The 21,891-nt window shown below is 69.7% G+C and carries 22 protein-coding genes and 1 pseudogene; 17 read left to right on the forward strand and 6 right to left on the reverse strand.

Annotated features, from left to right (window positions below; genetic code table 11):
* The first annotated feature begins 169 nt into the window (after positions 1 to 169).
* The 5 genes from FCI23_RS34085 (at position 170) to FCI23_RS34100 (ending at position 4,851) form a co-directional block, all read left to right on the forward strand.
* Positions 170 to 1,189 carry an SDR family oxidoreductase gene (locus FCI23_RS34085; protein ID WP_136728011.1) on the forward strand — a complete coding sequence of 340 codons (1,020 nt, stop codon included), beginning with the start codon at positions 170 to 172 and terminating at the stop codon, positions 1,187 to 1,189.
* Between the two features lie 167 nt (positions 1,190 to 1,356).
* Positions 1,357 to 1,551: a hypothetical protein gene (locus tag FCI23_RS34090; protein ID WP_136728013.1), complete on the forward strand. Its 195-nt coding sequence runs from the start codon at positions 1,357 to 1,359 to the stop codon at positions 1,549 to 1,551.
* 661 nt (positions 1,552 to 2,212) lie between these two features.
* Complete coding sequence (locus tag FCI23_RS60465; protein WP_246144326.1) at positions 2,213 to 3,064, forward strand: helix-turn-helix domain-containing protein; 852 nt, start codon at positions 2,213 to 2,215, stop codon at positions 3,062 to 3,064.
* 7 nt (positions 3,065 to 3,071) lie between these two features.
* Positions 3,072 to 3,755: a MarR family transcriptional regulator gene (locus FCI23_RS60470; RefSeq protein ID WP_246144328.1), complete on the forward strand. Its 684-nt coding sequence runs from the start codon at positions 3,072 to 3,074 to the stop codon at positions 3,753 to 3,755.
* Between the two features lie 154 nt (positions 3,756 to 3,909).
* On the forward strand, positions 3,910 to 4,851 hold the full coding sequence (locus tag FCI23_RS34100) for a transposase (RefSeq protein ID WP_136728014.1): 942 nt from the start codon (positions 3,910 to 3,912) through the stop codon (positions 4,849 to 4,851).
* A gap of 842 nt (positions 4,852 to 5,693) precedes the next feature.
* On the opposite strand, the gene FCI23_RS34105 is transcribed toward FCI23_RS34100, so the two are convergent.
* Both FCI23_RS34105 and FCI23_RS34110 read right to left on the reverse strand, forming a co-directional pair.
* Entirely contained in the window at positions 5,694 to 6,047 is a 354-nt protein-coding gene (locus FCI23_RS34105) for a transcriptional regulator (RefSeq protein ID WP_136728016.1), read from the reverse strand.
* Positions 6,037 to 6,459, reverse strand: a complete 423-nt coding sequence (locus tag FCI23_RS34110; protein WP_136728017.1) for a hypothetical protein — start codon at positions 6,457 to 6,459, stop codon at positions 6,037 to 6,039. Before FCI23_RS34110 ends, FCI23_RS34105 begins: the two co-directional genes overlap by 11 nt.
* A gap of 218 nt (positions 6,460 to 6,677) precedes the next feature.
* Between FCI23_RS34110 and FCI23_RS34115 the strand changes: the two genes are divergently transcribed.
* The 4 genes from FCI23_RS34115 to FCI23_RS34125 all read left to right on the forward strand — a co-directional run bounded on the left by FCI23_RS34115 (position 6,678) and on the right by FCI23_RS34125 (position 9,135).
* Positions 6,678 to 6,977: a hypothetical protein gene (locus FCI23_RS34115; protein ID WP_136728019.1), complete on the forward strand. Its 300-nt coding sequence runs from the start codon at positions 6,678 to 6,680 to the stop codon at positions 6,975 to 6,977.
* Positions 6,978 to 7,112: 135 nt separating this feature from the next.
* Positions 7,113 to 7,277: a hypothetical protein gene (locus FCI23_RS58475; protein ID WP_211265559.1), complete on the forward strand. Its 165-nt coding sequence runs from the start codon at positions 7,113 to 7,115 to the stop codon at positions 7,275 to 7,277.
* Positions 7,249 to 7,485 (forward strand): hypothetical protein, encoded by a 237-nt coding sequence (locus tag FCI23_RS58480; RefSeq protein WP_211265560.1) that lies wholly within the window; start codon positions 7,249 to 7,251, stop codon positions 7,483 to 7,485. Before FCI23_RS58475 ends, FCI23_RS58480 begins: the two co-directional genes overlap by 29 nt.
* Positions 7,486 to 7,929: 444 nt before the next feature.
* On the forward strand, positions 7,930 to 9,135 hold the full coding sequence (locus tag FCI23_RS34125) for a serine/threonine-protein kinase (protein WP_169317057.1): 1,206 nt from the start codon (positions 7,930 to 7,932) through the stop codon (positions 9,133 to 9,135).
* A gap of 410 nt (positions 9,136 to 9,545) precedes the next feature.
* Here FCI23_RS34125 and FCI23_RS34130 read toward each other — a convergent pair whose 3' ends face one another.
* Positions 9,546 to 10,628 (reverse strand): Lrp/AsnC family transcriptional regulator, encoded by a 1,083-nt coding sequence (locus tag FCI23_RS34130; RefSeq protein ID WP_136728021.1) that lies wholly within the window; start codon positions 10,626 to 10,628, stop codon positions 9,546 to 9,548.
* Between FCI23_RS34130 and FCI23_RS64035 the strand changes: the two are divergent.
* From FCI23_RS64035 to FCI23_RS34150, 4 genes and pseudogenes are all read left to right on the forward strand, one after another.
* A pseudogene (locus FCI23_RS64035) lies at positions 10,573 to 10,734 on the forward strand (membrane dipeptidase); the annotation flags it as partial. The gene FCI23_RS34130 and the pseudogene FCI23_RS64035 sit on opposite strands and share 56 nt — an antisense overlap.
* Positions 10,735 to 10,787: 53 nt before the next feature.
* Entirely contained in the window at positions 10,788 to 12,098 is a 1,311-nt protein-coding gene (locus FCI23_RS34140) for an amidohydrolase (protein ID WP_136728022.1), read from the forward strand.
* Positions 12,095 to 13,150, forward strand: coding sequence for a ketopantoate reductase family protein (locus tag FCI23_RS34145; RefSeq protein WP_136728024.1), 1,056 nt, complete (start codon positions 12,095 to 12,097; stop codon positions 13,148 to 13,150). Before FCI23_RS34140 ends, FCI23_RS34145 begins: the two co-directional genes overlap by 4 nt.
* Positions 13,151 to 13,191: 41 nt before the next feature.
* Positions 13,192 to 13,986: an SDR family NAD(P)-dependent oxidoreductase gene (locus FCI23_RS34150; RefSeq protein ID WP_136728026.1), complete on the forward strand. Its 795-nt coding sequence runs from the start codon at positions 13,192 to 13,194 to the stop codon at positions 13,984 to 13,986.
* A 160-nt stretch (positions 13,987 to 14,146) separates the two neighbouring features.
* On the opposite strand, the gene FCI23_RS34155 is transcribed toward FCI23_RS34150, so the two are convergent.
* From FCI23_RS34155 to FCI23_RS34165, 3 genes are all read right to left on the reverse strand, one after another.
* A complete protein-coding gene (locus FCI23_RS34155) occupies positions 14,147 to 14,740 on the reverse strand; it encodes a GNAT family N-acetyltransferase (RefSeq protein ID WP_136728028.1) in 594 nt (197 codons plus the stop codon).
* Positions 14,741 to 15,011: 271 nt separating this feature from the next.
* A complete protein-coding gene (locus FCI23_RS34160) occupies positions 15,012 to 16,805 on the reverse strand; it encodes an L-lactate permease (RefSeq protein ID WP_136728030.1) in 1,794 nt (597 codons plus the stop codon).
* Positions 16,806 to 16,820: 15 nt separating this feature from the next.
* Complete coding sequence (locus tag FCI23_RS34165) at positions 16,821 to 18,608, reverse strand: FAD-binding and (Fe-S)-binding domain-containing protein (RefSeq protein ID WP_211265561.1); 1,788 nt, start codon at positions 18,606 to 18,608, stop codon at positions 16,821 to 16,823.
* Positions 18,609 to 18,881: 273 nt separating this feature from the next.
* On the opposite strand from FCI23_RS34165, the gene FCI23_RS63215 reads away from it, so the two are divergent.
* The 4 genes from FCI23_RS63215 to FCI23_RS34180 all read left to right on the forward strand — a co-directional run bounded on the left by FCI23_RS63215 (position 18,882) and on the right by FCI23_RS34180 (position 21,590).
* Positions 18,882 to 19,112 (forward strand): hypothetical protein, encoded by a 231-nt coding sequence (locus FCI23_RS63215; protein ID WP_322973925.1) that lies wholly within the window; start codon positions 18,882 to 18,884, stop codon positions 19,110 to 19,112.
* Positions 19,113 to 19,401: 289 nt separating this feature from the next.
* The gene (locus FCI23_RS34175) at positions 19,402 to 20,427 is read left to right on the forward strand and encodes a transposase (protein WP_136728032.1); all 1,026 of its coding nucleotides are present in this window, start codon (positions 19,402 to 19,404) and stop codon (positions 20,425 to 20,427) included.
* 123 nt (positions 20,428 to 20,550) lie between these two features.
* Complete coding sequence (locus FCI23_RS56940; protein WP_169317059.1) at positions 20,551 to 20,691, forward strand: hypothetical protein; 141 nt, start codon at positions 20,551 to 20,553, stop codon at positions 20,689 to 20,691.
* Positions 20,692 to 20,945: 254 nt separating this feature from the next.
* Positions 20,946 to 21,590 (forward strand): dihydrofolate reductase family protein, encoded by a 645-nt coding sequence (locus FCI23_RS34180; RefSeq protein ID WP_136728033.1) that lies wholly within the window; start codon positions 20,946 to 20,948, stop codon positions 21,588 to 21,590.
* Positions 21,591 to 21,891 lie beyond the last annotated feature (301 nt).

Consider the following 21,891-nt stretch of genomic DNA (forward strand, 5'->3'; position numbering starts at 1 on the left):
ACCCAAGCTCCCCGAGGCCGCCTGGATCAACAAGCCCGACCAACCCCGACCGGACGAGCAAACAATCCCGACACAGGGATAGAACGATCTACCTGCCTTGATCACGTTGACAGGTTCCGGAACCCAGCCCCTCCACCACCCCTGATCGTCAATCGAACCGGAGGGCCCCATGAGCGCACACCGTCCCGGACAGGTCGTCGTCATCACCGGAGCCAGCGGCGGCATCGGACGCGCGGCCGCGCAGGCCTTCGCCGCCCGCGGAGCAAAGGTCGCCTTGCTCGCCCGCGGCGAGACGGGACTGGCCGGCGCGGCCCACGACGTCGAAGAGGCAGGCGGACAAGCCCTGCAGGTCCCCACCGACATGGCTGACCCCGATCAGGTCGATGCCGCCGCCGCGCGTACCGAGCAGGAATTCGGACCGATCGACGTGTGGGTCAACGTCGCCTTCACCTCCGTGTTCGCCCAGTTCACCGACATCACCGCAGAGGAGTACAAGCGGGTCACCGAGGTCAACTACCTCGGCTACGTCTACGGCACCATGGCCGCCCTCAAACGCATGCAACCCCGCGACAGCGGAACCATCGTGCAGGTCGGCTCCGCCCTGGCCTACCGCGGCATCCCCCTGCAGACCGCCTACTGCGGCTCCAAGCACGCCATCCAGGGCTTCCACGAAGCACTGCGCTGCGAACTGCTCCACAACAAGAGCAACATCCACACCACCATGGTCCAGATGCCCGCCGTCAACACCCCCCAGTTCGACTGGGTCCTGAACAAACTGCCCAAGCCCGCGCAACCCGTCCCGCCCATCTACCAGCCCGAAGTCGCCGCCCGCGCCGTCCTGTACGCGGCCGACCACCCCCACCGCCGCGAGTACTGGGTCGGCGGCAGCACCATGGGCACCCTCATCGCCAACGCCCTCGCCCCAGGACTGCTCGACCGCTACCTGGCCAAGACCGGCTTCGCCTCCCAACAGGACGACCGCCCCTCACCCGAGGACCACCCGACCAACCTGTGGCATCCCGCCGACGGAAAGGACGGGCACGACTACACCGCCCACGGCAGCTTCGACACCCGCTCTACCCACCGCAGCCCGCAACTGTGGGCCTCCCAGCACCACGGCGCCCTCGCCGCCGCAGCCGCAGCCGGGATCCTCACCGCCGCAGCGGTCGCCCTGCGGGCACGCCGATGAACAAGCTGGCCACTGTCCGGGCCGGCTACGGACTGCTCCAACTCTCGCCTCCTGCCCGAGCGTTCACACAGCTGAGGAATGCACCCGGGCGCCGAGTCGTACGGATTCTCGGTGGCCGCCACCTCGCCCAGGCCGCAGTGTGCGCTGCCGAACCTACCGCGGCTGTCATGACCGTCGGCGTCGAAGTCGACCTACTGCACGCGGCCAGCATGCTCGCCCTGGCCGCAACCAGTCGCCGGTACCGCCGAGCCGCACTCACCGACGCCGGCATCTCCATGGCCTTCGCCGCAGCAGGCGGCATCGCCGCCCACAGGAACGCCCCGCACCCACCTGTCGGACAGCGGCACGGTCTAAATCCATAGCTACGTAAAAAGCGTGCATGAATGAGACTCAAACCGCCACAGGGAGGCTGAACGAAACCGCCACCCTGCCCTCCTCCGAGTGCCGGACACGTGCACGAACCACCGCCCTGAGCAGGCAATATACAGAAGCGCTTCCATCACGCGGAAGTCACGTTGCGGCACTATGCCCCCCGTCCGGACGATGTCGGACACACACGCTGCCCACCAGGGACCGGGAGCCAGCCCATGACGAAATTCTCCAGAAACCAGTGGTACATCTGACGCACCTTTCTGACCTGCGCTTCTGCGGGAGCGAACCGGCTGTGACCTGCTAGGACGGGTTGCAGAGGCGATCGGAGGCAATCAGAGGATGTCGCTCTGATTCGACCCCGATTCGACCCGGGTCGCTCAGAGGCAGTCAGAGGCAATCCCCTCTGATGTGGCCCCCGAACGACCCGAGTCGGACGGTGCGGATCTGGGGCTGGTTTCTCTGGCGGCGCTCCGATTTGACTTTGGTCGAGACGTGATGGGGACGTCTGCCTCCACCCGGAGCCAGGCATACGAGAGCCCCCAGGACGGCAATCCTGGAGGCTTCGCCGGGACCGATGGAGGTCGGTCCGGACACCACCGCTGGTTTTAGCGGGCCCGGTGGCGTCCACGTCCTTACGGGACAAACCCCACGATGCCACACGGCACCCACCCAGCACCGCCGCGCCACGAGCCATCTCAACCCACAGCGAAGCAACCCCAGGCAGGCACAGCCGCCCACGCTCCGCTCGGCAGGCTGGGACTGCAGCACCTCCCCCAGGCAGCGGCCGACCTGATTCTGCTCGGCGACCTCACCGGCCGCTACGCCACCGGCGCCTACAGCACCCTCACCCCCGACCGGCGCACCCTGATCCCACGCGAGGACCGGCACGGCGCCGCCGAACACGGGCACCGCGTCACCGCAGCGATCGCCTGCCACCTCGCCCGCGTCGGCGGAACCCTCGACCAGCTCACGCAGCTCCTGATGCACCCGGACCACGAAGGCGGTCGGCACCCGCAGCACATCGCGCTGCGCTCCGGGCACGCCCGAGCCCTGGACTACCTGCACCGCGTGTGGGCCAGCGCCTGCGCAACGGTCAGCGGAACCGTGGCCGTGGAGTCCCGCCACCACGCCCACTCAGACCTGGCCGCCCTGCGCGACCGGATCGAGACCTCGCCCTGGTTCGGTGAACGCGGCCGCACCGCCCTACGGGTCCTCCGGGCGCACCTGACCTTCGCCGAGGCCGCGGGCGGCCGCCAGCACAACGCCAGCGAACGCCAGACCGCCGAGGAAGCCGGGATCTCCCGGCAGACCCTCCGCAACGCCTACGAGACCATCCTCAAACCCGGCGGGTGGCTGCGCCGGCTGCGGGTCGGTCGGGGCACGGAAGGCTCCACCTGGTACCTCGCCGACGGCGCCGCGCACCGCTCTGAGCTGTTGCTGTCTCGTACCCGGACCACCCAGTTCCCCCCCCGACCGGGCCCTTGGGGAGTGGTCCCACCCTGAGACGCCAGTGACGGCCGACATCGATTCCACCGTCATCAGCCACCTCATGGCCCTCGATGCTTTCGCCCACCACGGCCTCGGCAGCTCCGCCCTCATGGTCATCGCGGCCCTGCACGCCCGCCCCGGCCAGACCGTCACCGAACTGATCGCCACCTCATCCGTATCCCGCGCGACCGTCTACCGGGCCCTGCGCCGCCTCGCGGCCCACGGCCTGGTCCAGCACGACGGCGAAGCCTGGGACCTGGCACCCCGCGCGCTGGAAGGCATCGGCAACGGCCACCTCGAAGCCGGTACCGCGCCTGCGGTGCCGCCCGCGCGGGGCTGGGACGACATCGCCCAGCGCTATGGCACTGCGGGCGTCGCAGCGCACCGCACAGCGGTCCACGCCGCCGAACGCGCGGCCTACCGGGCTGCTTTGGAGCGGCGGGCTGAGCATCGCAACGAGGCCCTGGTCATCATGCACGGCGGCCAGCCCGTCCTGGTGCCCGCAACCCGCGCCGATGAAGTCCCGTTGGAGTGGCGAGGCCCCGGCGGAGGAGTCATCGACCCCGCCACCGGCCGCACCGTCGAGGAATGGAAGGTCGCCACTGACGGCCGCCTGATCCTTATCACCTCAGCCGACCAGCGCACCCACGACGAACTGGTCGCCGCCCACGCCCAAGCCGTCACCGAATGGGAATCCGCCGCATGAACCAACCCTCCCCCACCCCGCGCGCCGCCCTCCTGCTCCAACAGGCGCAGACCCTGCGTGCCCGCTACGAAGCAGGGGCCACGGTCGACCAACTCGCAGCCGCCACGGGGCTGTCGCACGGCACCATCATCAACCGGCTGCACGCGGCGAGAACGTGGCCAGCAGCGACCGCACCGCCGCCCTACGTGCCCGGGACCGGCTGCGTCCGCGGGCCGAGAAGGACGGTCTGCCGCCAACCGGCCGGCGCCTGGAGTCGCCCTACGACCTCGAGGCCCGCTACACGCGCCGCGGGCACCGGACCTGGGTCGGCTATCTCGCTCATGCCACCGAGACCTGCGACGAAGGCAGCATCAACGTCATCACGGACGTGGCCACCACCGTCCCCACCGGCGACAGCGTGGCCCTGCCCGGCATCCACACCCGGCTGGGGCGCCGCCGCCTGCTGCCCACCGAGCACCTCGTCGACACCGGCTACACCTCCGTTGCACTCCATGACGCCGCCGCCCGCACCCACCGCGTCACCATGGTCGGCCCGCTCAGGACCAACAACTCCCGGCAGCGCAAGACCGGCGACGGGTTCGCCCGGGAGAACTTCGTCATCGACTTCGAGCGCCGCGAGGTCACCTGCCCCAACGGCCAGGTCAGCGGCAACTGGAACGAGCTTCCGGCGATGGCCCCTTTCACGGTGGTCCGGTTCGACAAGCGGCAGTGCGGGCCGTGCCCCGAAAAGCCCTCGTGCACCTCCGGGGCGGCACGGACCGTGAACTTCCTCCCCCAACACCTCCACGAACTCCAGGCCCGGAACCGCTGCGACCAGCAGGACCCGCAGTGGCAGCGGCTCTACGCCTCACGCTCCGGCATCGAGGGCACCATGAACGAGCTGGTCAACGGCCACCGGATGCGCCGCTGCCGCTACCACGGCGTGTCCAAGGCCCACGTCCAGCGCGTCCTGACCGCGATCGCCGTCAACATCGAACGCCTCAGCACCCAGGAACCGGCAGACTCCACCTACCGCCCCCGCTCACCGACGGCGTTCCAGCAGTACCTCGACGAGAACGACTTACCCCGCCCTCGCTGGTGGCGCCAAGGGCAATGATCAAGAAATCTCAAGATCCCCGACAGAGTCTCTCAAGGACTTCACCCAGCTCTTCAGCACGGTGCATGCACCACCAGCCCTCTGACGCTCCCTGACCGACCTGCCCGAAAGGGCCCGAGACCTGTGGACAAGTGGAAGAGCTGGACAGACCAGCGGCCACCCCACGCCCGAATCCGCAACGCACCCTCGACACGGCCTGCACAACCCCGAAACGATCACACCGGAATCAAGCCGGTGGATCCGGGTTCAGGCCGGGGTCCGGCCTGTGCCCAGAACTCACTTGGGGAGATCCATTGAAGAGCGAGCAAAGCCACGCTCGACCACCAGCGCATGGCCCCCATTCCGCCCGATCGTCAGCCTAGGGTGTCCGGGCTGTCCGGCTTACAGACAGCTGCAACCCCCGCCGCACCACCCCGCACCACCTGACGCGGATAACCGCGGTCAACAGCGGGGAATCGCAACTGACCGCCATCAAGCCTCACCAACGTCCGGCACGTCTTCACCACCACCCCCGGCCAGCCCTGGTGGCCCCTGCCCATACGCCCCGGAGAGCGCGCCTACCAGTTCGACCCCACCACCGGCGCCCCCACCACCGGCAGCGGCCGCCCCTACCCGCACCCCGTACTCCCGCCCGTGATCGCCGCCATTGATAAGGCTCTTTGAAAAAACGGCCAGGCATACTCGTTGCGCCACTTGGTCCGTCGTTCAAAAGTCCGCTCGTCGGCGGCGACGACTGGCGGGGCAGCAGGACATCGGCCTCGGTGCGGAGGGCGGTAACGAGCTCTTCACGTGCCGCGTGAACGAGTCGAACGGCTCTCGGCGACGAGCGTGGATCGGCTGGGTCAGCCGGCGTGGCGGCTCGCGTCAGCCTCATGCTCGGCGGCGGAGCGGGCCGCCGTTGCGACTGCCTGGAGCGCGTCGAGGTGGGCAGCGAGCGCGTCGCCGCCCACAGGAGTCAGCGCAAGCCAGGTTCGGGCCCTGCGGCCGAGGCGACCCTTGCGGACGTCGATGTAGCCAGCTTCTTCGAGCGTCCTGGCGATCTTGCTCAGTGCCGAGTCGGACAGTTCGCATCGGTCGCGTACGAGCGCGAAGTCCGCTTCGATACAGCCGGAGAGGAATGCCAACACAGCCAGCCGGCTCGGATGGTGCAGGAGTTCGTTGAAGCCCGCCTGGGCCAGGCCCCGATCAGCGGGCATGGGCTCCCCCAGCGCCGGGAGGCAGTGACCGGTTGCGCCGCGCGAAGAGGCCCCAGGCCGCTGCGGAGCCAACGACGGCGGGGACCACGATGCACGTGGCGTCACCGCTGCTGACGAGCCGGCACACTGCCCAGGTGGCAAAGCTCAACGCGCCGAGCCCCATCGCCTCACCCACGAGCCGTATGTTGCGAAGGCGTTTGGACAGTGTGTCCTTCACCCCTGTGACCTGGACGCTCATCCGGCGGGCCAACCATGCGATGCACCAGGTGAGCATCGCTCCCGGCAGTGCAGCCAGCGGTACCTCCTGCGTGGCGGCAAGCGCCGCCACGTCCAGGCCGATGAGCAGACCCGCCATCATCGGGAACCAACCCGGAGCCCGCCGCCCCCGCACCCCCGCCCGAACCGACTTCACGTGAGCCAGCGTGTCCGCCGCCTGCGCCGGGGACACCACCGCGCGCTGTGAACCGCCGCTTTGATCACCAAGAGACACGAGACCGCACGACCTTCTCTGCAGCAGAACGATGAGGTTGCCAGCATGGCACACACTTTCCTAGTCGGAAAGTCACATGTTCAGCCCACGGGGAACCGCTGCCCGCAGTTGACGTTGACGGGGAGATCCAGCGAGCAACTGTGGGGTTGTCCCCGAGCAAGGAGTGCCCGTTTTCAACGAGCGCCATCACCATCAAGGCCGAACGGTGCGGCCCCTACCGCGACGCCTTCGGCCTGTGCACCGGCTGCGGACTGCGCGGCCGCGTCCAGCACCGCTGCACAGCCGACGACCCCGACCGCGCCCGCGAGTCCATCCGCGCCCCCCACGCCCCGCCCTGGAAATGGGTGCCCTGCCCGCACAGCTGCGGCCAGGTCGACCAGCCGGAGATCCGCCCCAGCGTCTTGTACGGACTGGTCCCGCAGCTCAGCCCGAACCGCTAGCTCCGTACTTCGCAAATGGCTGAGTCGGGTGGAGTTGCTGGCTGGCCGTGTCCGGTTCGGGGGCGGTCGTGACGGGGTGTGACGAAGTCTCCCCGGTCTCCGCGGCTGCGGACGCTGCGCCCGCGCATGGAATGTGTGGTCACCTACGAAGCCACCTTGGGCTGGAGTGTGGTCGGCATCGCAGTCCTCGCGGCAGCCGCGATCTCTGCCCGGTCGGTGGCCCTGGCCGGGTTCGGCCTGGAATCCCTCATCGAGATCGGCGTCCACCGTGGTGACCTGGGAGCTGTCCGGCACCGGTGAGAACCGCCAGTGCCGCGCGATGCGGCTGAGCGGCGTCGGCCTCGCGCTGCGGGCGCTCTATCTGCTGGTGCAGTCCACCTGGGCGCTGGTCACCGGCTTTCACCCGCACCAGTCCCCGCTAGGCATCGTCTGGACCGTGGTGACTACCGTCGTGATGTTCGTCCTGGCCGCGGCCAACGCCCGCACCGGCACTGTCCTGGTCTGGTAGATCTTTTCGAGGAACCACTGACCATGCCCTCGCGGTCGTGTTGACGGATCGAGCGATGCGATTTTTCAGAAATCGCCGCTGCCAGGTGTGACACTTCCGGGCCCGACAGCGCTGAATAGATGGACGCGTTGCTCAGGCAGCGGCCGTCCTTCGCCCCGGACCCGAACCGTGGGCGAGTTCCTGTCCCGGTCTGGCGTTCCCGTGGGGGGAAACGCCGGTCGGGGCGGGGCCGCATCCTGGTGGGGCACATGACGGCCCCGGTCGTCCGCCTCCCCTGTGGCGGACGACCGGGGCTTCCCGCTCGCAACCTACTGCCCGGCCACCGGTGCGCCCGGCGGTCTGTACGCTGACCGCGTTACTCTCCGTGTGCCTAATGGCCGGGTCCGGGGAAGTTGGGCCTGCGGCCCGTCGAGCTGGCTGATTCGAATCGAGGATGGTACGCGAGTGCTGGTGGCGGGGCGGTACCGGTTGGACGCGGTGATCGGCCGTGGCGGGATGGGGGAGGTCTGGGGTGCCTCGGACGAGGTGCTGGGCCGGCCGGTGGCGGTGAAACTGCTGCTGGGTGGTGGATCCGACGAGGAGGCGACCGCGCGCTTCCGGCTGGAGGCCCAGACGGCAGCGCGTCTGAACGACCCGCACGTGGTGACCGTGTTCGACTTCGGTTCCTGGGACGGCCGCTTCTTCCTGGTGATGGAGCTGGTCGAGGGCAGCAGCCTGGCCCAGGACTTGGCAGCGGGCGCCGGGTTCAGCCCCCAGCGCGTCGCTGGCATCGCCGCCCAGGCAGCCGCCGGCCTGGCCGCGGCCCACGGTCAGGGAGTGGTCCACCGCGACATCAAACCCGGCAACTTGATGCAGGATGCCCTCGGGGCGGTGAAGATAGGCGACTTCGGCATCGCCCGGTTCGTCGACGATGCCTCGGCCGCGCTCACCAGCGCCGGCCAGATCGTGGGCACCAGCCTCTACCTCGCTCCCGAGCGCGCGCTCGGCAAGCCGGCCGGGCCCGGCTCGGACGTCTACTCCCTCGGCTGCGTCCTCTACCAGTTGCTGGCAGGCGAACCCCCCTTCCAGGCGGACACCGCCGCAGCCGTGCTGCACCTGCACGTCGAGGCCCCGCCCCCCTCCGCTTCCCTACGGTGCCCGCAGCTGCCCGGCGCGTTCGAGCAGTACCTGCTCCGGATGCTGGCCAAGCGGCCGGAGGATCGTCCCAGCGCGCAGGAGGTGGCCGACTGGTTCGCCGGCGCGGCCTGGCGCGGCGGCGCGCAGCAGACGTACACCCTGCCGCCAACCAGCGTCCAGCCGTCTGCCGCAAACCTCCGGCGCGGTGCTCCACGGGGGCGGCAGCGCGTCGCCTCCCGGGCGCAGATGAGCGTCCGCATACGGGCTCACCTGCGGCGGCACAAGATGCTGACCACCGTGACCGCCGGGGTCACAGCCTTCGTGGCCGCCGCGCTGCTCAGCGCGGCCTGGTCCTCCGGCGACAGCGGGCCGCAGCACCCCGATGCGGGGCCCTCCCAGACGGCGAGGACCTCCTCCACCAGCCCCGCGTCACCGGCCCCGGCAGCTTCCCCGTCCGGGATCCCGGCCACCGTCCCGGCCCACGCCCAGGGCAAGGGACACGGGGAGGACGGGAAGAAGCACCGCACGGGCTGACGACTCATGAGCTGCATCGATCGACCCTGTGGTTCACGCCTGCCGGTGTTCCGCAGGCACCAGGTGCGATGCACCGGAGCGGGGGGTTGTATGCCAGGCGGCCGAAGCGCGCGAGCGTGCAGCGAGAGCGCGGCTCGGAGAAGAGGGAGGTGAACGGCTCGGATGAGGACGGAATCCTGCCAGGCCAGGGTTCCCGGCCCCGAAGGGACACCCGAGGGTGACCTTCATGCGGGCCTGGGCGCCCGCCGCTTGTGGTGCGCGTCGAGGGCGAGCGGCCGTGGTGACGGAGGGCAACACTCAGGTGCTCCTCGGCGGCCCCGACCAGCTCGTTGTGCTGGAGGACCCGACGGCGGAGGCATTCGCCGTTCCCGGCCTGCCCGGCACCGGGACAATGAGGCGACGGGCTCCGGTCAGCCGTGGCCACGCACATCGGTGGTCGCGCCGACCGCGCCCGGAAACCAGGGCCGCACGATGGAGGCCCGCTTGAGGGTGTGCAGCCCCAGCGTGACGTCCACATCCCGGATGCCGTCGAGCGCCCCCATGGTCCGGGTCAGGAAGGCGTGCAGGTCCTCGTAACGGGCCACGGCCACCTCGGCGCACATGTTGTGTTCGCCGGCGGTGGACGCGAGCAACAGGACGGCCGGGTGGCCGGCTAGTTGCTGGGCGACGACATTCAGCCGCCCCGGATCGACCCGCAGCCACAGGAAAGTGGTCACCGGCAGCCCGAGTGCCTCCGGCTCCACGACAGTACGCAGGCGCAGGGCCCCGCTGCGGAACAGGTTGGTGGCCCGGCGACGGGCGGTGCTCTGCATCACCCCTACCCGCTCGGCCAGTTCGCCCCAGCGAATCCGGCTGTTCTCGGTCAGTGCCAAGGCGAGCCGTTCGTCCACCGCGCTGAGCTCGGGTGCCGGGGACGAGGGCTGGGCCTGGTCCCAGCGGTCCATCCGGCCGGACCGCAGTGCCGCCACAGCCGGGGGGTCCAACAGCTGCGGATTCCAGCCGACGCCGGTCGCGAAGCGGCGCAGCACCACCTCCGAGCTGCTGCCGACCATGCCGTCGACCTGTGGCAACTGGACCATGGTCAGCGTCAACAGGTCCGCGCGGTCGGTGACCACGATCTCTACCAGGCAGTCGGCCGCACCCGAGACAAGCGAGACAAAGCGCACATTCGGCCAGCCGGTGAGGGCGTTGGCCACCTCGGTGGCCTTCCCGGGCAGGCAGCGCACCCGGACGAAGACCGGCACGCCCCGGCCTGTGGCGAGCACATCCAAACTGGCGGAGACGTGTACCTCACCGGTGGACAGGATACGCGCGGCCCGCCGGGAGACGGTCGCGCTGGCCGAGCCAGACCAGGACCGCCTGCTCGCCTGGGCCGGGGGGATGCGTGCCCAGTTGGAGACATCGGCCGACCTGTCGGCGGTGACGAGCTGGCAAGAGGTGAAGACGGCTCCGCGGCAGGCCCTGATGCTCGCCCTCGAGGATCTGGGCAGCATCGGCACCGATCTATCCGGTATCGAGCAACTGTACGCAGCCGGTTTCCGCTCCGCCGGGCTGGCCTACAACACCGGAAACCCCCTCGCAGGCGGCCTCGCCGAGCCGGACGACCCCGGGCTGAGCAAGCTCGGACGCGGAGCGGTGGCGCTGATGAACTCGTGCGGCCGGCCGACCCCGGCGATGTGGTCGCCGTCCGCAGGGACCTGCACGCCCACCCGGAACTCGGCTTCACCGAGATCCGTACCGCCAGCGTGGTGTGCCAGACGCTTGAGGCGCTGGGCTGGCCACTGCGCGGCAGAGCCGAGGTGTTCGACGCCACCGGCATCCCCGGCCTGCCGGAGCCAGCGGTGCTGGAGCAGGCCGTCGCGCGGGCAGCCGCAGAGGGCGTACCGCAGCGACTGCTACAGCGGTTCTCCGGCGGCCGTACCGCTGTCGTCGCCGAACTGGCCGGTGACCGGCCGGGTCCGACGGTGGCCTTCCGGTTCGACATGGACGCGCTGCCGATCACCGAGAGCACAGCGCCTGGACATCTACCGGGCCGGGCCGGCTTCGCCTCCACCCACCCGGGGGTCATGCACGCCTGCGGTCACGACGGACATGTCGCCATCGGCCTGGCGCTGGCCGCCGCCCTCGCCGACCGCTCCTTCCCCGGCACCGTGCGGCTGCTGTTCCAGCCCGCCGAGGAGGGGGTGCGGGGGGCGGAGCCGATGGTGGCGGCGGGCGTGACGACGGGGGTGGACGCCCTGGTGGCGGTGCACCTGAGCTTCGGCCTGCCCAGCGGCGTGCTCGCGGTGTCCACCACCGATTTGCAGGCGACCGCCAAGTACGTGGCCCGGTTCACCGGGCAGGCGGCGCACGCCGCCAAGGCCCCGGACTCCGGACGCAACGCGCTGCTGGCGGCGGCGACCGCCGCGCTCAACCTGCACGCACTGCCGCGGTTCGCCGGTGCCACCACCCGGATCAACGTCGGCCGGTTGGTGGCCGGGACCGCCGCGAACATCGTGCCCGAGCAGGCTGAACTGGTGTACGAGACCCGGGCCGACAACACCGAGGTGCACGAGGAGCTGGATCGGCGGGCGAGGGTGGTGGTGGACAGCGCTGCCGGCATGTACGAGGTACGTACGGAGGTGGTCCGTACCGGCCACGCCGGCGCGGCTGTCACCGACCCGCTGGTCTCCCAGGCGCTGGCCGAGGCAGCCGCCGGGATGGCCGAGGTCCGGCCGGCGCACCCGTTGGGGGCCAGCGACGACGCCTCCCTGCTGATGGAGGCCGTACAGCGGTCCGGCGGTGTGGCCGGGTACGCGATCGCCGGTTCCGACAGCCCGGGACCGCACCACTCGCCTGCCTTCGACCTCGACGAGGCCGTGCTTCCGGTCGTGGTGCGGTGGCTGGAAAGACTCGTCCGTTCCGGCGGACTCGGTACCGGCGGGCTCACCCCCGGCAAAGCAGCGACAGGAGAGACGCGATGAGCGGCACAGCGGCACAGCGGCGCGCCTATACCGTGGTGGGCGGTGGCGCCATCGGTGGCACCATCGCCTTCCACCTGGCCAAGGCCGGTCACCCGGTGCTGGTGGTCGACCAGGACACCGAGCACGTGGGCGCCATCAGTGACCAGGGGCTCGGCATCCGACGGCCGGACGGACGCGTCGAGCGGCAGCCGGTCCGTGCGATCACCCCCGATGGAGCTGACGCACTTCCAGCGACCGGTGGGGGGCTGGGCGCGGTCGTCCTGGCCGTCAAGGCGCAGGCCACCGATCCAGCCGTACGGTGGATCGCGCCCCGGCTGGCCGAGGACGGCTTCGTGGTCAGCCTGCAGAACGGACTGTGCGAGGAACAGATCGCCGCCGAGGTGGGCGAACGCCGCACCGTCACCGCCTTCGTCAACCTCTTCGCCGACCTGGTCGCGCCCGGGCTGATCGCGGACGGCGGAGCCGGTGCCCTGGTCGTCGGTGAACTGGACGGCCGCGTCAGCCCCCGGGTCGAGCGTCTGGTGACCGACCTGCGGGCCTGGGGACCCGCGGTGGCCCACCCCAACGTGGCCGGCCATCTGTGGTCCAAGCAGTCCTACAGCGTGGTGGGCGCTACCAGCGCCCTGGTCGACGTGCCGATCCACGAGACCATCGAGGCGCACCCGGACATGACCGTGGCCCTGGCCCGCGAGGTATATGCCGTCGGCGCCGCCATCGGTGTCCACCCGGAGTCCTTCGACCACTGGGAGGCTGGCGCCTTCGCCGTCGACGCCCACCTGCCGTACACACGGCAGGTGCTGGCGGACTTCTGCGGCTGGCTGCGCACCCAGCCGAAGAACAAGACGGGCATCTGGCGTGACCTGGCGGTCCGCAAGCGTCCCACCGAGGTTCCGGCGATGCTCGCGCCAGTGCTGCGGCTGGCCGACGACCACGGCATCAACTGCCCCGGCATCCGCACCGTCGTTCGTCTGATCGGCGAACTGGAGCGCGGTGAACGGCGGATGGACGAGAGCAACGTGACTGAGGTGGAGCGGGCCGTTTCGGGCCGATGAATCCCCCGCATCAAAACATCACTTGTACGAGGAGAGGCACCATGTCACGTCACGTTCTGGTCACCGGAGCGGCGGGAGGGCTGGGGCAGGCCATCGCGCGGGCTTTCGGCGCCGCCGGTGACCACGTCACCGGGGTGGACGCCCGCGAGCAGCCGCTGCGCGAAGCGCTCGCGGAGATCAGCACCGAGTACGCCGTGCGGACCCAGCCGCTGGTCGCAGACCTGTCGACGCCGGCGGCCGGCGAGCTGGTCGACACCGCCTGGGACACCTTCGGCCCGATCGACGTGCTGGTCAACGCCGCGGGCATCTGGCCGGCCACCCCGCTGCTGGAGATGACATCGCAGATCTGGGACCGGGTGTTGGCCGTCAACACCCGGGCGCCGGTGCTCGCCACGGTCGCGCTGGCGCGGCGTGCGGTACTCGCGGAACGTCCGGCGGTGGTGGTGAACCTCGCGTCGGGCGCGGCCGTCAGGGCCCGGCCCGGAGCGGCGCACTACTCGACATCCAAAGCCGCGCTGGAGATGGCCACCCGTTCCTGCGCCGTCGAGCTGGGTTCCGTCGGCGTCCGGGTCAACGCGGTCTCCCCGGGTTTCGTAGCGGGTAGCAGCCAGGAGGTCAACCCGATCACCGAACATTACGCGGCGGCCGTCTCCACCAACCCGCTGGGCCGCATCGGCCAACCGCCTGACGTAGCGTCAGCGGTGCTGTTCCTGGCGTCCGACCAGGCGAGCTGGATCACCGGTGCGGTGCTGCGGGTGGACGGCGGCTCCTCGGCCGGCAATAGCCAGTTGCCGGTGCACTGGGACGGCACCACCGAGGTCCAGCACGGTGGCTGAGGCGGCCCGGCTGCAGGGTCACCGTGGTCCAGCCGATCGCACCGGCGGCGATGCCGTCCCCGGCACCCGCTGCGCACGTTCGTGCACGTACGGCCAGTTGATGGGTGACTGTCCGTAGCAGGTGAGTGTGACGTGCAAGGGGCATCTGGCGATGTCGATCTCAGAGCCGGGCGCTGAGGAGCGCCTTGGTTTCAGGCCACTCTTGGGCGAGGACGGAGAAGTACGCGGTGTCCCGCCAGGTGCCATCCGGGCGCCGGAAGTGGCGGCGCAGCGCACCCTCGCGGCGCGCGCCGAGGCGGGCGATAGCCGCCTGGGAGCGGTGATTGAGATGGTCCGTCTTCAACTGCACGCGTCCCATGCCCAGTTCTTCGAAGGCGTGGGTGAGCAAGAGCAGCTTCGACTCGGTGTTGACCGCGGTGCGCCAGTGCGCGCGCCCGTACCAGGTCCAGCCGATCTCCAGCCGTTCATTGGCCACGTCGATGTCCATGTACGCAGTCCAGCCGATGGCCCGGCCGCTCGCTCGGTGGATGACCGCGAACGGAACGTATTCCCCCCGCTCGGCGGCTTCCAGCAGCACGCCGAGTTTGGTACCTAGCTCGTCCTGGGTCTGCGGTGCCGGCCCGCCCTGCCACCGCCAGACCTCCTCATCCTGACCGCCCGCCACAAAGAGCTCGCCGAGATGGCTCATGGTCAGCGGGTCCAGACGTACATGGCGGCCGGCGAGCGTCGTGGGTAGCGGTGTCTTGGCAGGCATGGAACGCAAGGTAACCCTTTATTGCACCAATCTCAATCCAATATTGCACTAGTGCATAACCGCCATCCTGACAGGGCGTGGTTGCCAGGCGGCAGGTGGCAGCCGCCTGTCGACAGGTGTCGAACCGGTTGGGTGTCGTCCGCTGATGTCCGCCGCAACTCCCTATTCCGTCAACAGCTGTAGCCGCTGGCGGCCAGTTAGATCCCCATTAACTGTCCGGAAACTTCGGGGCACCTCAACCCCTTCCGCGGGGTCACGCTCGGGCACCCGGTCAGTGCGGGCCGACCACCATCCAGCTCAGGACCGGCGTGCTCTGCAAATAGACGAGCACGCACATGAAGACCACGAAGGCCAGGCTCCAGCCGAACACCCGGCGGAAGAGGATGCCCTCGCGGCCCTCGAAGCCGACGGCGGCCGCGGCGATGGCGAGGTTCTGCGGGGAGATCATCTTGCCGAGCACACCGCCCGAGGAGTTCGCGGCGGCCATCAGCGTGGGCGACAGGCCCGCCTGGTGGGCCGCGGTGATCTGGAGGGCGCCGAACAGCGAGTTGGAGGAGGTGTCAGAGCCGGTGACCGCGACGCCGAGCCAGCCCAGCAGCGGGGAGAACAGGGCGAAGACGCCGCCCGCGCCCGCGACCCACAGGCCCAGGGTGGTGGTCGCGCCGGACTCGTTCATGAGGTAGCCGAGCGCGAGCACCAGCATCACGGTGAGGATCGCGAACTTCAACTGGTCCAGGGTGCGTCCGTAGGCGGCCAGGGCGCGCCGCATGCCGACGCCGAGCAGCACCATGCTGACCAGGCCGGAGATCAGAAGCAGACTGCCCGCCGCAGAAAGGTAGTTGAGTTTGAAGGTGGTGGCGACCGGGTCTCCGGACGCCTTGAGGATGTGCAGGCCGGGCCAGTTGACGATGTGCGTGACGGACTCGATGCCGGTGCCGGTCGTGCCCACCTTGGTCGGGGGCTTGCCGGTGATCGCCGGTACCCGGGTGGCCAGCACGAACACCACGATGATCGCCAGGTAGGGCGCGTACGCCTTGAAGACGTCCAACGGCGAGTCGCGCGGCGCTGGTTCGGGGTCGGACGCGACTCGGGGCAGGACCAGAGAGTCGGTGTTGCCCGCGCCCTCGGAAACTCCCCCGACGGCCGGGGAGCCGGGCTCGCCGCCGTCCCGGCCGGCGCCGATAGCGCCGCCGGTTCCGGCCCCGAGGTCGTCCTCGTCCTCGCTCTCGGTGTACGGCTCCGCGGCGTGCCACACCCGGGTGAGGGCGAGCACCGCGAGCGCGGAGGCGAGGGCGGCGATGATGTCGGCCAGCTGCACGGACCAGAAGTTCGAGGACAGGTACTGGAAGACCGCGAAGACCAGGCCGCACAGCACGGCCGGCTGCCAGGTCTGCCGGAGCCCGCGCCGACCGTCCACGATGAACACCAGAGCCAGCGGCACGAACAGCGCCAGGATCGGGGTCTGCCGTCCGACCATCGCGCCGAGGTCGTCCACCGGCAGGCTGGTCACACCGGCCAGCGTGGTGATGGGCACGGCGATCGCGCCGAAGGCGACGGGCGCGGTGTTGGCGACCAGGGCGACGGTGGCGGCCTTCAGCGGCCGGAAGCCCAGCGCGATCAACATGACCGAACTCATGGCGACAGGCGTGCCGAAACCGGCTAGCGCCTCCATCAGGGCGCCGAAACAGAACGCGATGATGATCGCCTGCACCCGCTGGTCGTCGCTGATGGACGCGAAGGACCTGCGCAGTACGTCGAAATGGCCGGTCTCCACAGTGAGGTTGTAGACCCAGATCGCGTTGATGACGATCCACATGATCGGGAAGAACCCGAACGCGGCGCCCAACAGCCCGCTGTTCAGGGCGTCTCCGACCGGCATCGAGTACACGGTGACGGCCAGCACCAGGCAGACGCCGAGCGAGATCAGCGAGGCGAGCCATGCCGTCATGCGCAGCACGCCGAGCAGCACGAACAGGAAGAGCAGCGGGAGGAAGGCGATGAGGGACGACAACCCCAGGGAGTTTCCTACCGGGTTGTAGTCCTGCTGATAGGTGGCGAGCAACATGGATGCACCCTTTTTCTACGACATCGGAGAGGAGGGGTCCACGCCACGGAGGTCCGCGCCACGGGGGTGCGGCTCCATGGTGGTCTTGGTTGTCGCGGAGGCGACGGTGCCCGGGCCGTCGAGCGCCCACGCGAGCAGCACGGGGACGGCGACGCCGCGGATCGACGCGTCCAGTACCTGCACGGTGTGCGCGACGGGCATCCGCCGGCCCGTATCGGCGAGGGCGGTCGTGACCTGCATCCAGTACCCGGGATTCGCGGTCACCATGACCTCGGCGCCGGTGGCCAGCACGGCCGCGGTCTTGCGCTCGCCGGGTTCGCGTAACTCGACGCCGGGGATGCCGCGCAGCAGCCAGCGCGGCTGGTCCCGTACGCCCTGGGCGTGCGCGAGGTGGCAGGCGTCCTGGTAGGCGACGGCCATGGGGAGCGGGTGGCGCGGCGCCACGGGGCCGAGTTCGTCGAGCAGTTCGGTGATGTCCCTGACCTTCGCGGCCAGCGCCTCGGCGCGGGCCTTCCAGCCGGGCTCGTCGCGCAACTGGTGGCCGTGCTCCTTGAGGTTGGAGCCGCAGCCTGCGGCGTTGACGACGATCGTGTCGACCTCGGCGGCCTCGAAGGTCTCGATGACGCTCTTGGCGAAGCGCAGCGCTTCCGGTTCCCGGCCGCCGTGTGCGGACAGCGCGCCGCAGCAGCTCTCCCGGCGCGGCACGACGACCTCGCAGCCCTCGGCGGCCAACACCCGTACGGTGGCGGCGTTCACGTCGGGGAAGAAGGTGCCCTCCGCGCAACCGGTGAGCAGACCGAAGGTACGACGGCGGGTGCCGGCGGCTGGGGGTCCCCCCGCCGAAGGCAGGGGGAGGGTGCGTTCCGGCAGGCGCTCGACGGGGCCGAGCTTCGGGGTGAGCGATTCCATCGCCTGGAGCAGCCGCGGGAGGCGGCGGAGCAGTCCGCTGCGGGCCAGCAGCCGGCCCATGCCGCTTGCCTGGTAGGCGTGCAGCGGGCCGCGCAGGGCGCGCAGGCGGCGGGGGTATGGGAACAGGCCGTAGACGATGGCGCGCAACAGCCGTTGGGCGCAAGGCCATTCGACCCCGAAGTGTTCCGGCGCGGTGCCGCCGAGGTGGACGATCTCGCCGTCCGGCAGGACGACTTCGGCGCCCGTCACGTGGTTGACGGTGAAGCCGTACTTCAGGCAGTGGGCGCCGCCCGCGTTCTCGGCGACGTTGCCGCCGATGGAGCAGACCTGCTGGGAGGAGGGGTCGGGGGCGTATGCCTGGCCGTACGGCGCGGACAGCCCGGTCCCCGACCCGCGGGCCACGAACGGCACCCCGGCCCCGGCGCACAGCCGTACCGTCTCGACTACGTCGTCCCGGTCCGCGGCGAGCACGACCACCGCGGGCCGTACTCGGAAGGCGGCCAGCCCGTCGCACTCGTACGTCCGCAGCTGGGTGGGATCGGTGAGCACCTTGTCGGCCCCGATCCGGGACCGCAGCAGCTCCGCGACCCCGGCGGCCCTGGTCGCCGGTTCCCCCGCTGCAGCTGCCGTGGTGGCGGGGGCTCTGCTGCGGGACGTACTACGGGACGTGCTGCGGATTCTCACGCGGTTGCTCCCAAGTACGGGCCATGTACGGGCGACTGGATCGTACGTCCGCAGCTGGGTGGGATCGGTGAGCACCTTGTCGGCCCCGATCCGGGACCGCAGCAGCTCCGCGACCCCGGCGGCCCTGGTCGCCGGTTCCCCCGCTGCAGCTGCCGTGGTGGCGGGGGCTCTGCTGCGGGACGTACTACGGGACGTGCTGCGGATTCTCACGCGGTTGCTCCCAAGTACGGGCCATGTACGGGCGACTGGATCGATTCCACGACTCGATAATTGAATACCGAATGATGGAACGATGTGCCGTGAGCATGCCCGTGTCAAGGGTCAGTGCAGCGCCACGTACACCGTGTTGGTCGCCTTCCCGCCCTGGAGCGGATTGTCGAAGTCGACGATGTGGGCGTCCGATTCCGCGAAGACCTCCGTGAGCACGGCGACGAACTGCTCGTCCGGCGGATCGTTCGACCACTGGGCGAAGACGTTGCCGGGGTGCAGGAGTTCGGCGAAAGCGCGCAGCCCCGCAGCCTCGTAGAGCGCCGCGTGGCGCGGGTGCAGTACATGGCGCGGGGAGTGGTCGACGTCCAGCAGGACCGCGTGGAAACGGTGGTCCGGCGCCTGGGGATCCAGGCCGTGGGAGTCGCCGACATCGCGAAGAAGCCTTCCGCTGCCTGGACAGCGGGTGTCCTCGGGCGACGTTCGTGGAGCAGGTGGACGGGCTGACCTACCGGCACGGTCGGCGGACGCTCGGTCTGCGGGCGGTGTTGCAGACCGTGGCGCTGATGCTGGCCGGCCGAGCCGGTGCCCGCCTGACCCGCGCGCTCGCGATAAACACCAGCCGGTCCACACTGCTGCGGCTGATACGGGCTCTCCCGGATCCCGAAGTGAGCACGCCAAGAGTGCTCGGCATTGATGAGTTCGCCCTGCTCAAGGGACATGTCTACGCCACGATCCTAGTGGACATCGAAACCCGTCGCCCGATCGATGTGCTGCCGACCGGACGACGGCAACGGTGGCCGGATGGCTCGCCGAGCATCCTGGCGTCGAGGTCATCTGCCGGGATCGGTCGCCGGCCTTCGCCGAAGCCGGACGCATCGGAGCGCCGGAGGCGGTGCATTGCGCGGACCGCTGGCACATCTGGCACAACCTGGTTGAAGCCGTGGAGAAAGCGGTCGTCCGCCACCGGGCCCTGCTGCGCGAACCGCAGGACGCGGACCAAGCCCGCACCCTCCCTCTCCCCGAGACGGCGAAGCCCATGCCGGCTTCGCCGGCTGGGCCACGCCAGTCCGGCCGGCTCTCCGACCGGGTCCGCGAACAGCACGCGGCCGTCCATGCCCTGATCAGCCAAGGCGTGGGGCTGCGGCCGATCGCCCGCGAACTCGGACTGGCCCGCAACACCGTGCGCCGCCTCGCCCACGCGGCGACCGCCGACGAACTGCTGATAGGACGGTGGACGGGCCGCACCAGCATTCTCGATCCCCACAAGCCCTACCTCCACCAGCGGTGGCAGGAAGGCTGCACCAACGCCGCCCAGCTGTTCCAGGAACTACGCGAACGCGGCTACCAGGGCGGCACGACCGTGGTCAAACGCTACGTCCACCAACTACGCGAAGCCTTTCCCCAGGCAGATCCGCCACGCAGACCTCCGTCGGTGCGCGACGTGACCAGCTGGCTCACCCGCCACCCCGACAACCTCAGCGAGGAGAGGGCACAGCAGCTCAAGGCGATCCTCGCCCGATGCCCCGAACTCGACCAGACCGCCCACCACGTCCGGTCCTTCGCCGAGCTGATGAACAACCGCAACGGACGACAACTCGACCAGTGGATCGCAGACGTCCGCGCCGACGACGTCCCAGCTCTGCACACCTTCACCACCGGGCTGGACCAGGACCTCGACGCTGTCATCGCAGGCTTGAGCATGCGATACAGCTCCGGCGCGGTCGAAGGCCACAATAACAGAATCAAGATGCTCAAGCGGCAAATGTTCGGCCGCGCCGACTTCGACCTGATCCGCAAACGTATCCTCCTCCCCACGTGACGACCGCTCATGATCGCGGTTCCGGTGACGCTCCGTCGCCCTGGCACGGAAAGTGATCCAGAACCAAGATCCGTCGATCGGCTCCGACCTCACGGTGACGATCCACCCAGAGGAGGTTGCCCCATGAGCACGACGACCGAGACGGCGCCGGCCGTGGACCGGGCCGGGCGGCGAGCCTGGCTCGGCCTGGCTGGCTTCGTTCACTTCAAGCGGCAGCGTTTGTCCATCGGTTCGGGCGTCAGTTGGCGGTCAACGGTGGCCTGAATGTTCACGAGAAATGACGTCACTGCATGGGCCGCGCCGTCGTGACAGCTCCTTCAAGCCTCCTCGATGATCGAGCAGATGGTGGAAGGCTCCCCAGGGCAGACGCCCCATCGCCACAGGAGCCTGCCCAAACCGCACAAACCTCACAGTTCAGGACACTAGGTAGCCCAATTTCTGACCGGTCACGGACGCAGCGATGAGTTTGCCCGGCCCGGAGAGTCTCAGCACCGTTATCGCCATCACAGGAGGAACACGTGGCTCAGCTACTGAGAGTCCAGAACTTCAACGTCTCGAGTGACGGAATCGGTGCCGGTGAGGACCAGACCCTCGAGAGGCCATTCGGTCATGTCGAGCCCGAAAGGCTATTCGCCTGGGCCGGCGCCACGGCGAGCTGGCCCATGCGCACCGACCCCGGGGGCAGCCGGGGTCTCGACGACTACCTCACGCGGGACTACGCCCGCAACATCGGCGCCGAAATCATGGGCCGCAACAAGTTCGGTCCCCAGCGCGGGCCCTGGCACAACCACGAGTGGCGCGGCTGGTGGGGTGACAAGCCCCCGTTCCGCACCCCAGTATTCGTCCTGACCCACCACAAGCGTCCTTCTTTCACGCTCTCCGACACCACGTTCCACTTCGTCGACGGCGACCCTGCCACGGTCCTCGAACAGGCCCGGGAGGCGGCGCAGGGCAAAGACGTCCGACTCGGCGGCGGGGCTACCACCATCCGGCAGTTCCTCGACGCCGACCTCGTCGACACCCTGCACGTGGCGGTCTCGCCGGTGAAGCTCGGGTCCGGAGTACGACTCTGGGAGTCCCCCGATGAGCTGCTCGACCGGTTCCACCTGGAGGTCGTTCCCAGCCCGAGCGGGGTGACGCACCACCTGTTCTGGCGAAAGTGACCGGTCCTCAGGGCTGGCCCCGGCCCACTGTTTTGCCTCCCGGGGCTGCCCTGAGGCTGGCCGCCACCCGCGCCCGCGCCGAACAGATGGCGGCGGCGGCCGCGGACGCCGGGTAACGAAGCCGTGCGGCGGGTCGCGGTGTCCTCGCGTCCGCCTCCGCTGGCCTACCGCAGGGAGATATTGAGCTTCTCGCCGACGGTTCGGAAGCCGATCCGGGCATAGATCCTAGCGAACTCGCCCGCATCCAATTGGCCTCAACTCCAGCTCTGCCAGTGCTTGCAGTCAGCGGTGATGGCGCTCT

The sequence above is a fragment of the Actinacidiphila oryziradicis genome (assembly GCF_005047355.1).
GTDB lineage: Bacteria > Actinomycetota > Actinomycetes > Streptomycetales > Streptomycetaceae > Actinacidiphila > Actinacidiphila oryziradicis.

Bases quoted from the DNA above. Each gene is read 5' to 3' on its own strand.
- FCI23_RS34155 (WP_136728028.1), bottom strand. From the start codon at position 14,740: ATGCCTGCCAAGACACCGCTACCCACGACGCTCGCCGGCCGCCATGTA.
- FCI23_RS34085 (WP_136728011.1), top strand. From the start codon at position 170: ATGAGCGCACACCGTCCCGGACAGGTCGTCGTCATCACCGGAGCCAGC.
- FCI23_RS34105 (WP_136728016.1), bottom strand. From the start codon at position 6,047: ATGCCCGCTGATCGGGGCCTGGCCCAGGCGGGCTTCAACGAACTCCTG.
- FCI23_RS34150 (WP_136728026.1), top strand. From the start codon at position 13,192: ATGTCACGTCACGTTCTGGTCACCGGAGCGGCGGGAGGGCTGGGGCAG.
- FCI23_RS60465 (WP_246144326.1), top strand. From the start codon at position 2,213: ATGCCACACGGCACCCACCCAGCACCGCCGCGCCACGAGCCATCTCAA.
- FCI23_RS34130 (WP_136728021.1), bottom strand. From the start codon at position 10,628: ATGCTGCCCAGATCCTCGAGGGCGAGCATCAGGGCCTGCCGCGGAGCC.
- FCI23_RS34145 (WP_136728024.1), top strand. From the start codon at position 12,095: ATGAGCGGCACAGCGGCACAGCGGCGCGCCTATACCGTGGTGGGCGGT.
- FCI23_RS34160 (WP_136728030.1), bottom strand. From the start codon at position 16,805: ATGTTGCTCGCCACCTATCAGCAGGACTACAACCCGGTAGGAAACTCC.
- FCI23_RS34090 (WP_136728013.1), top strand. From the start codon at position 1,357: ATGACCGTCGGCGTCGAAGTCGACCTACTGCACGCGGCCAGCATGCTC.
- FCI23_RS56940 (WP_169317059.1), top strand. From the start codon at position 20,551: ATGAGCACGACGACCGAGACGGCGCCGGCCGTGGACCGGGCCGGGCGG.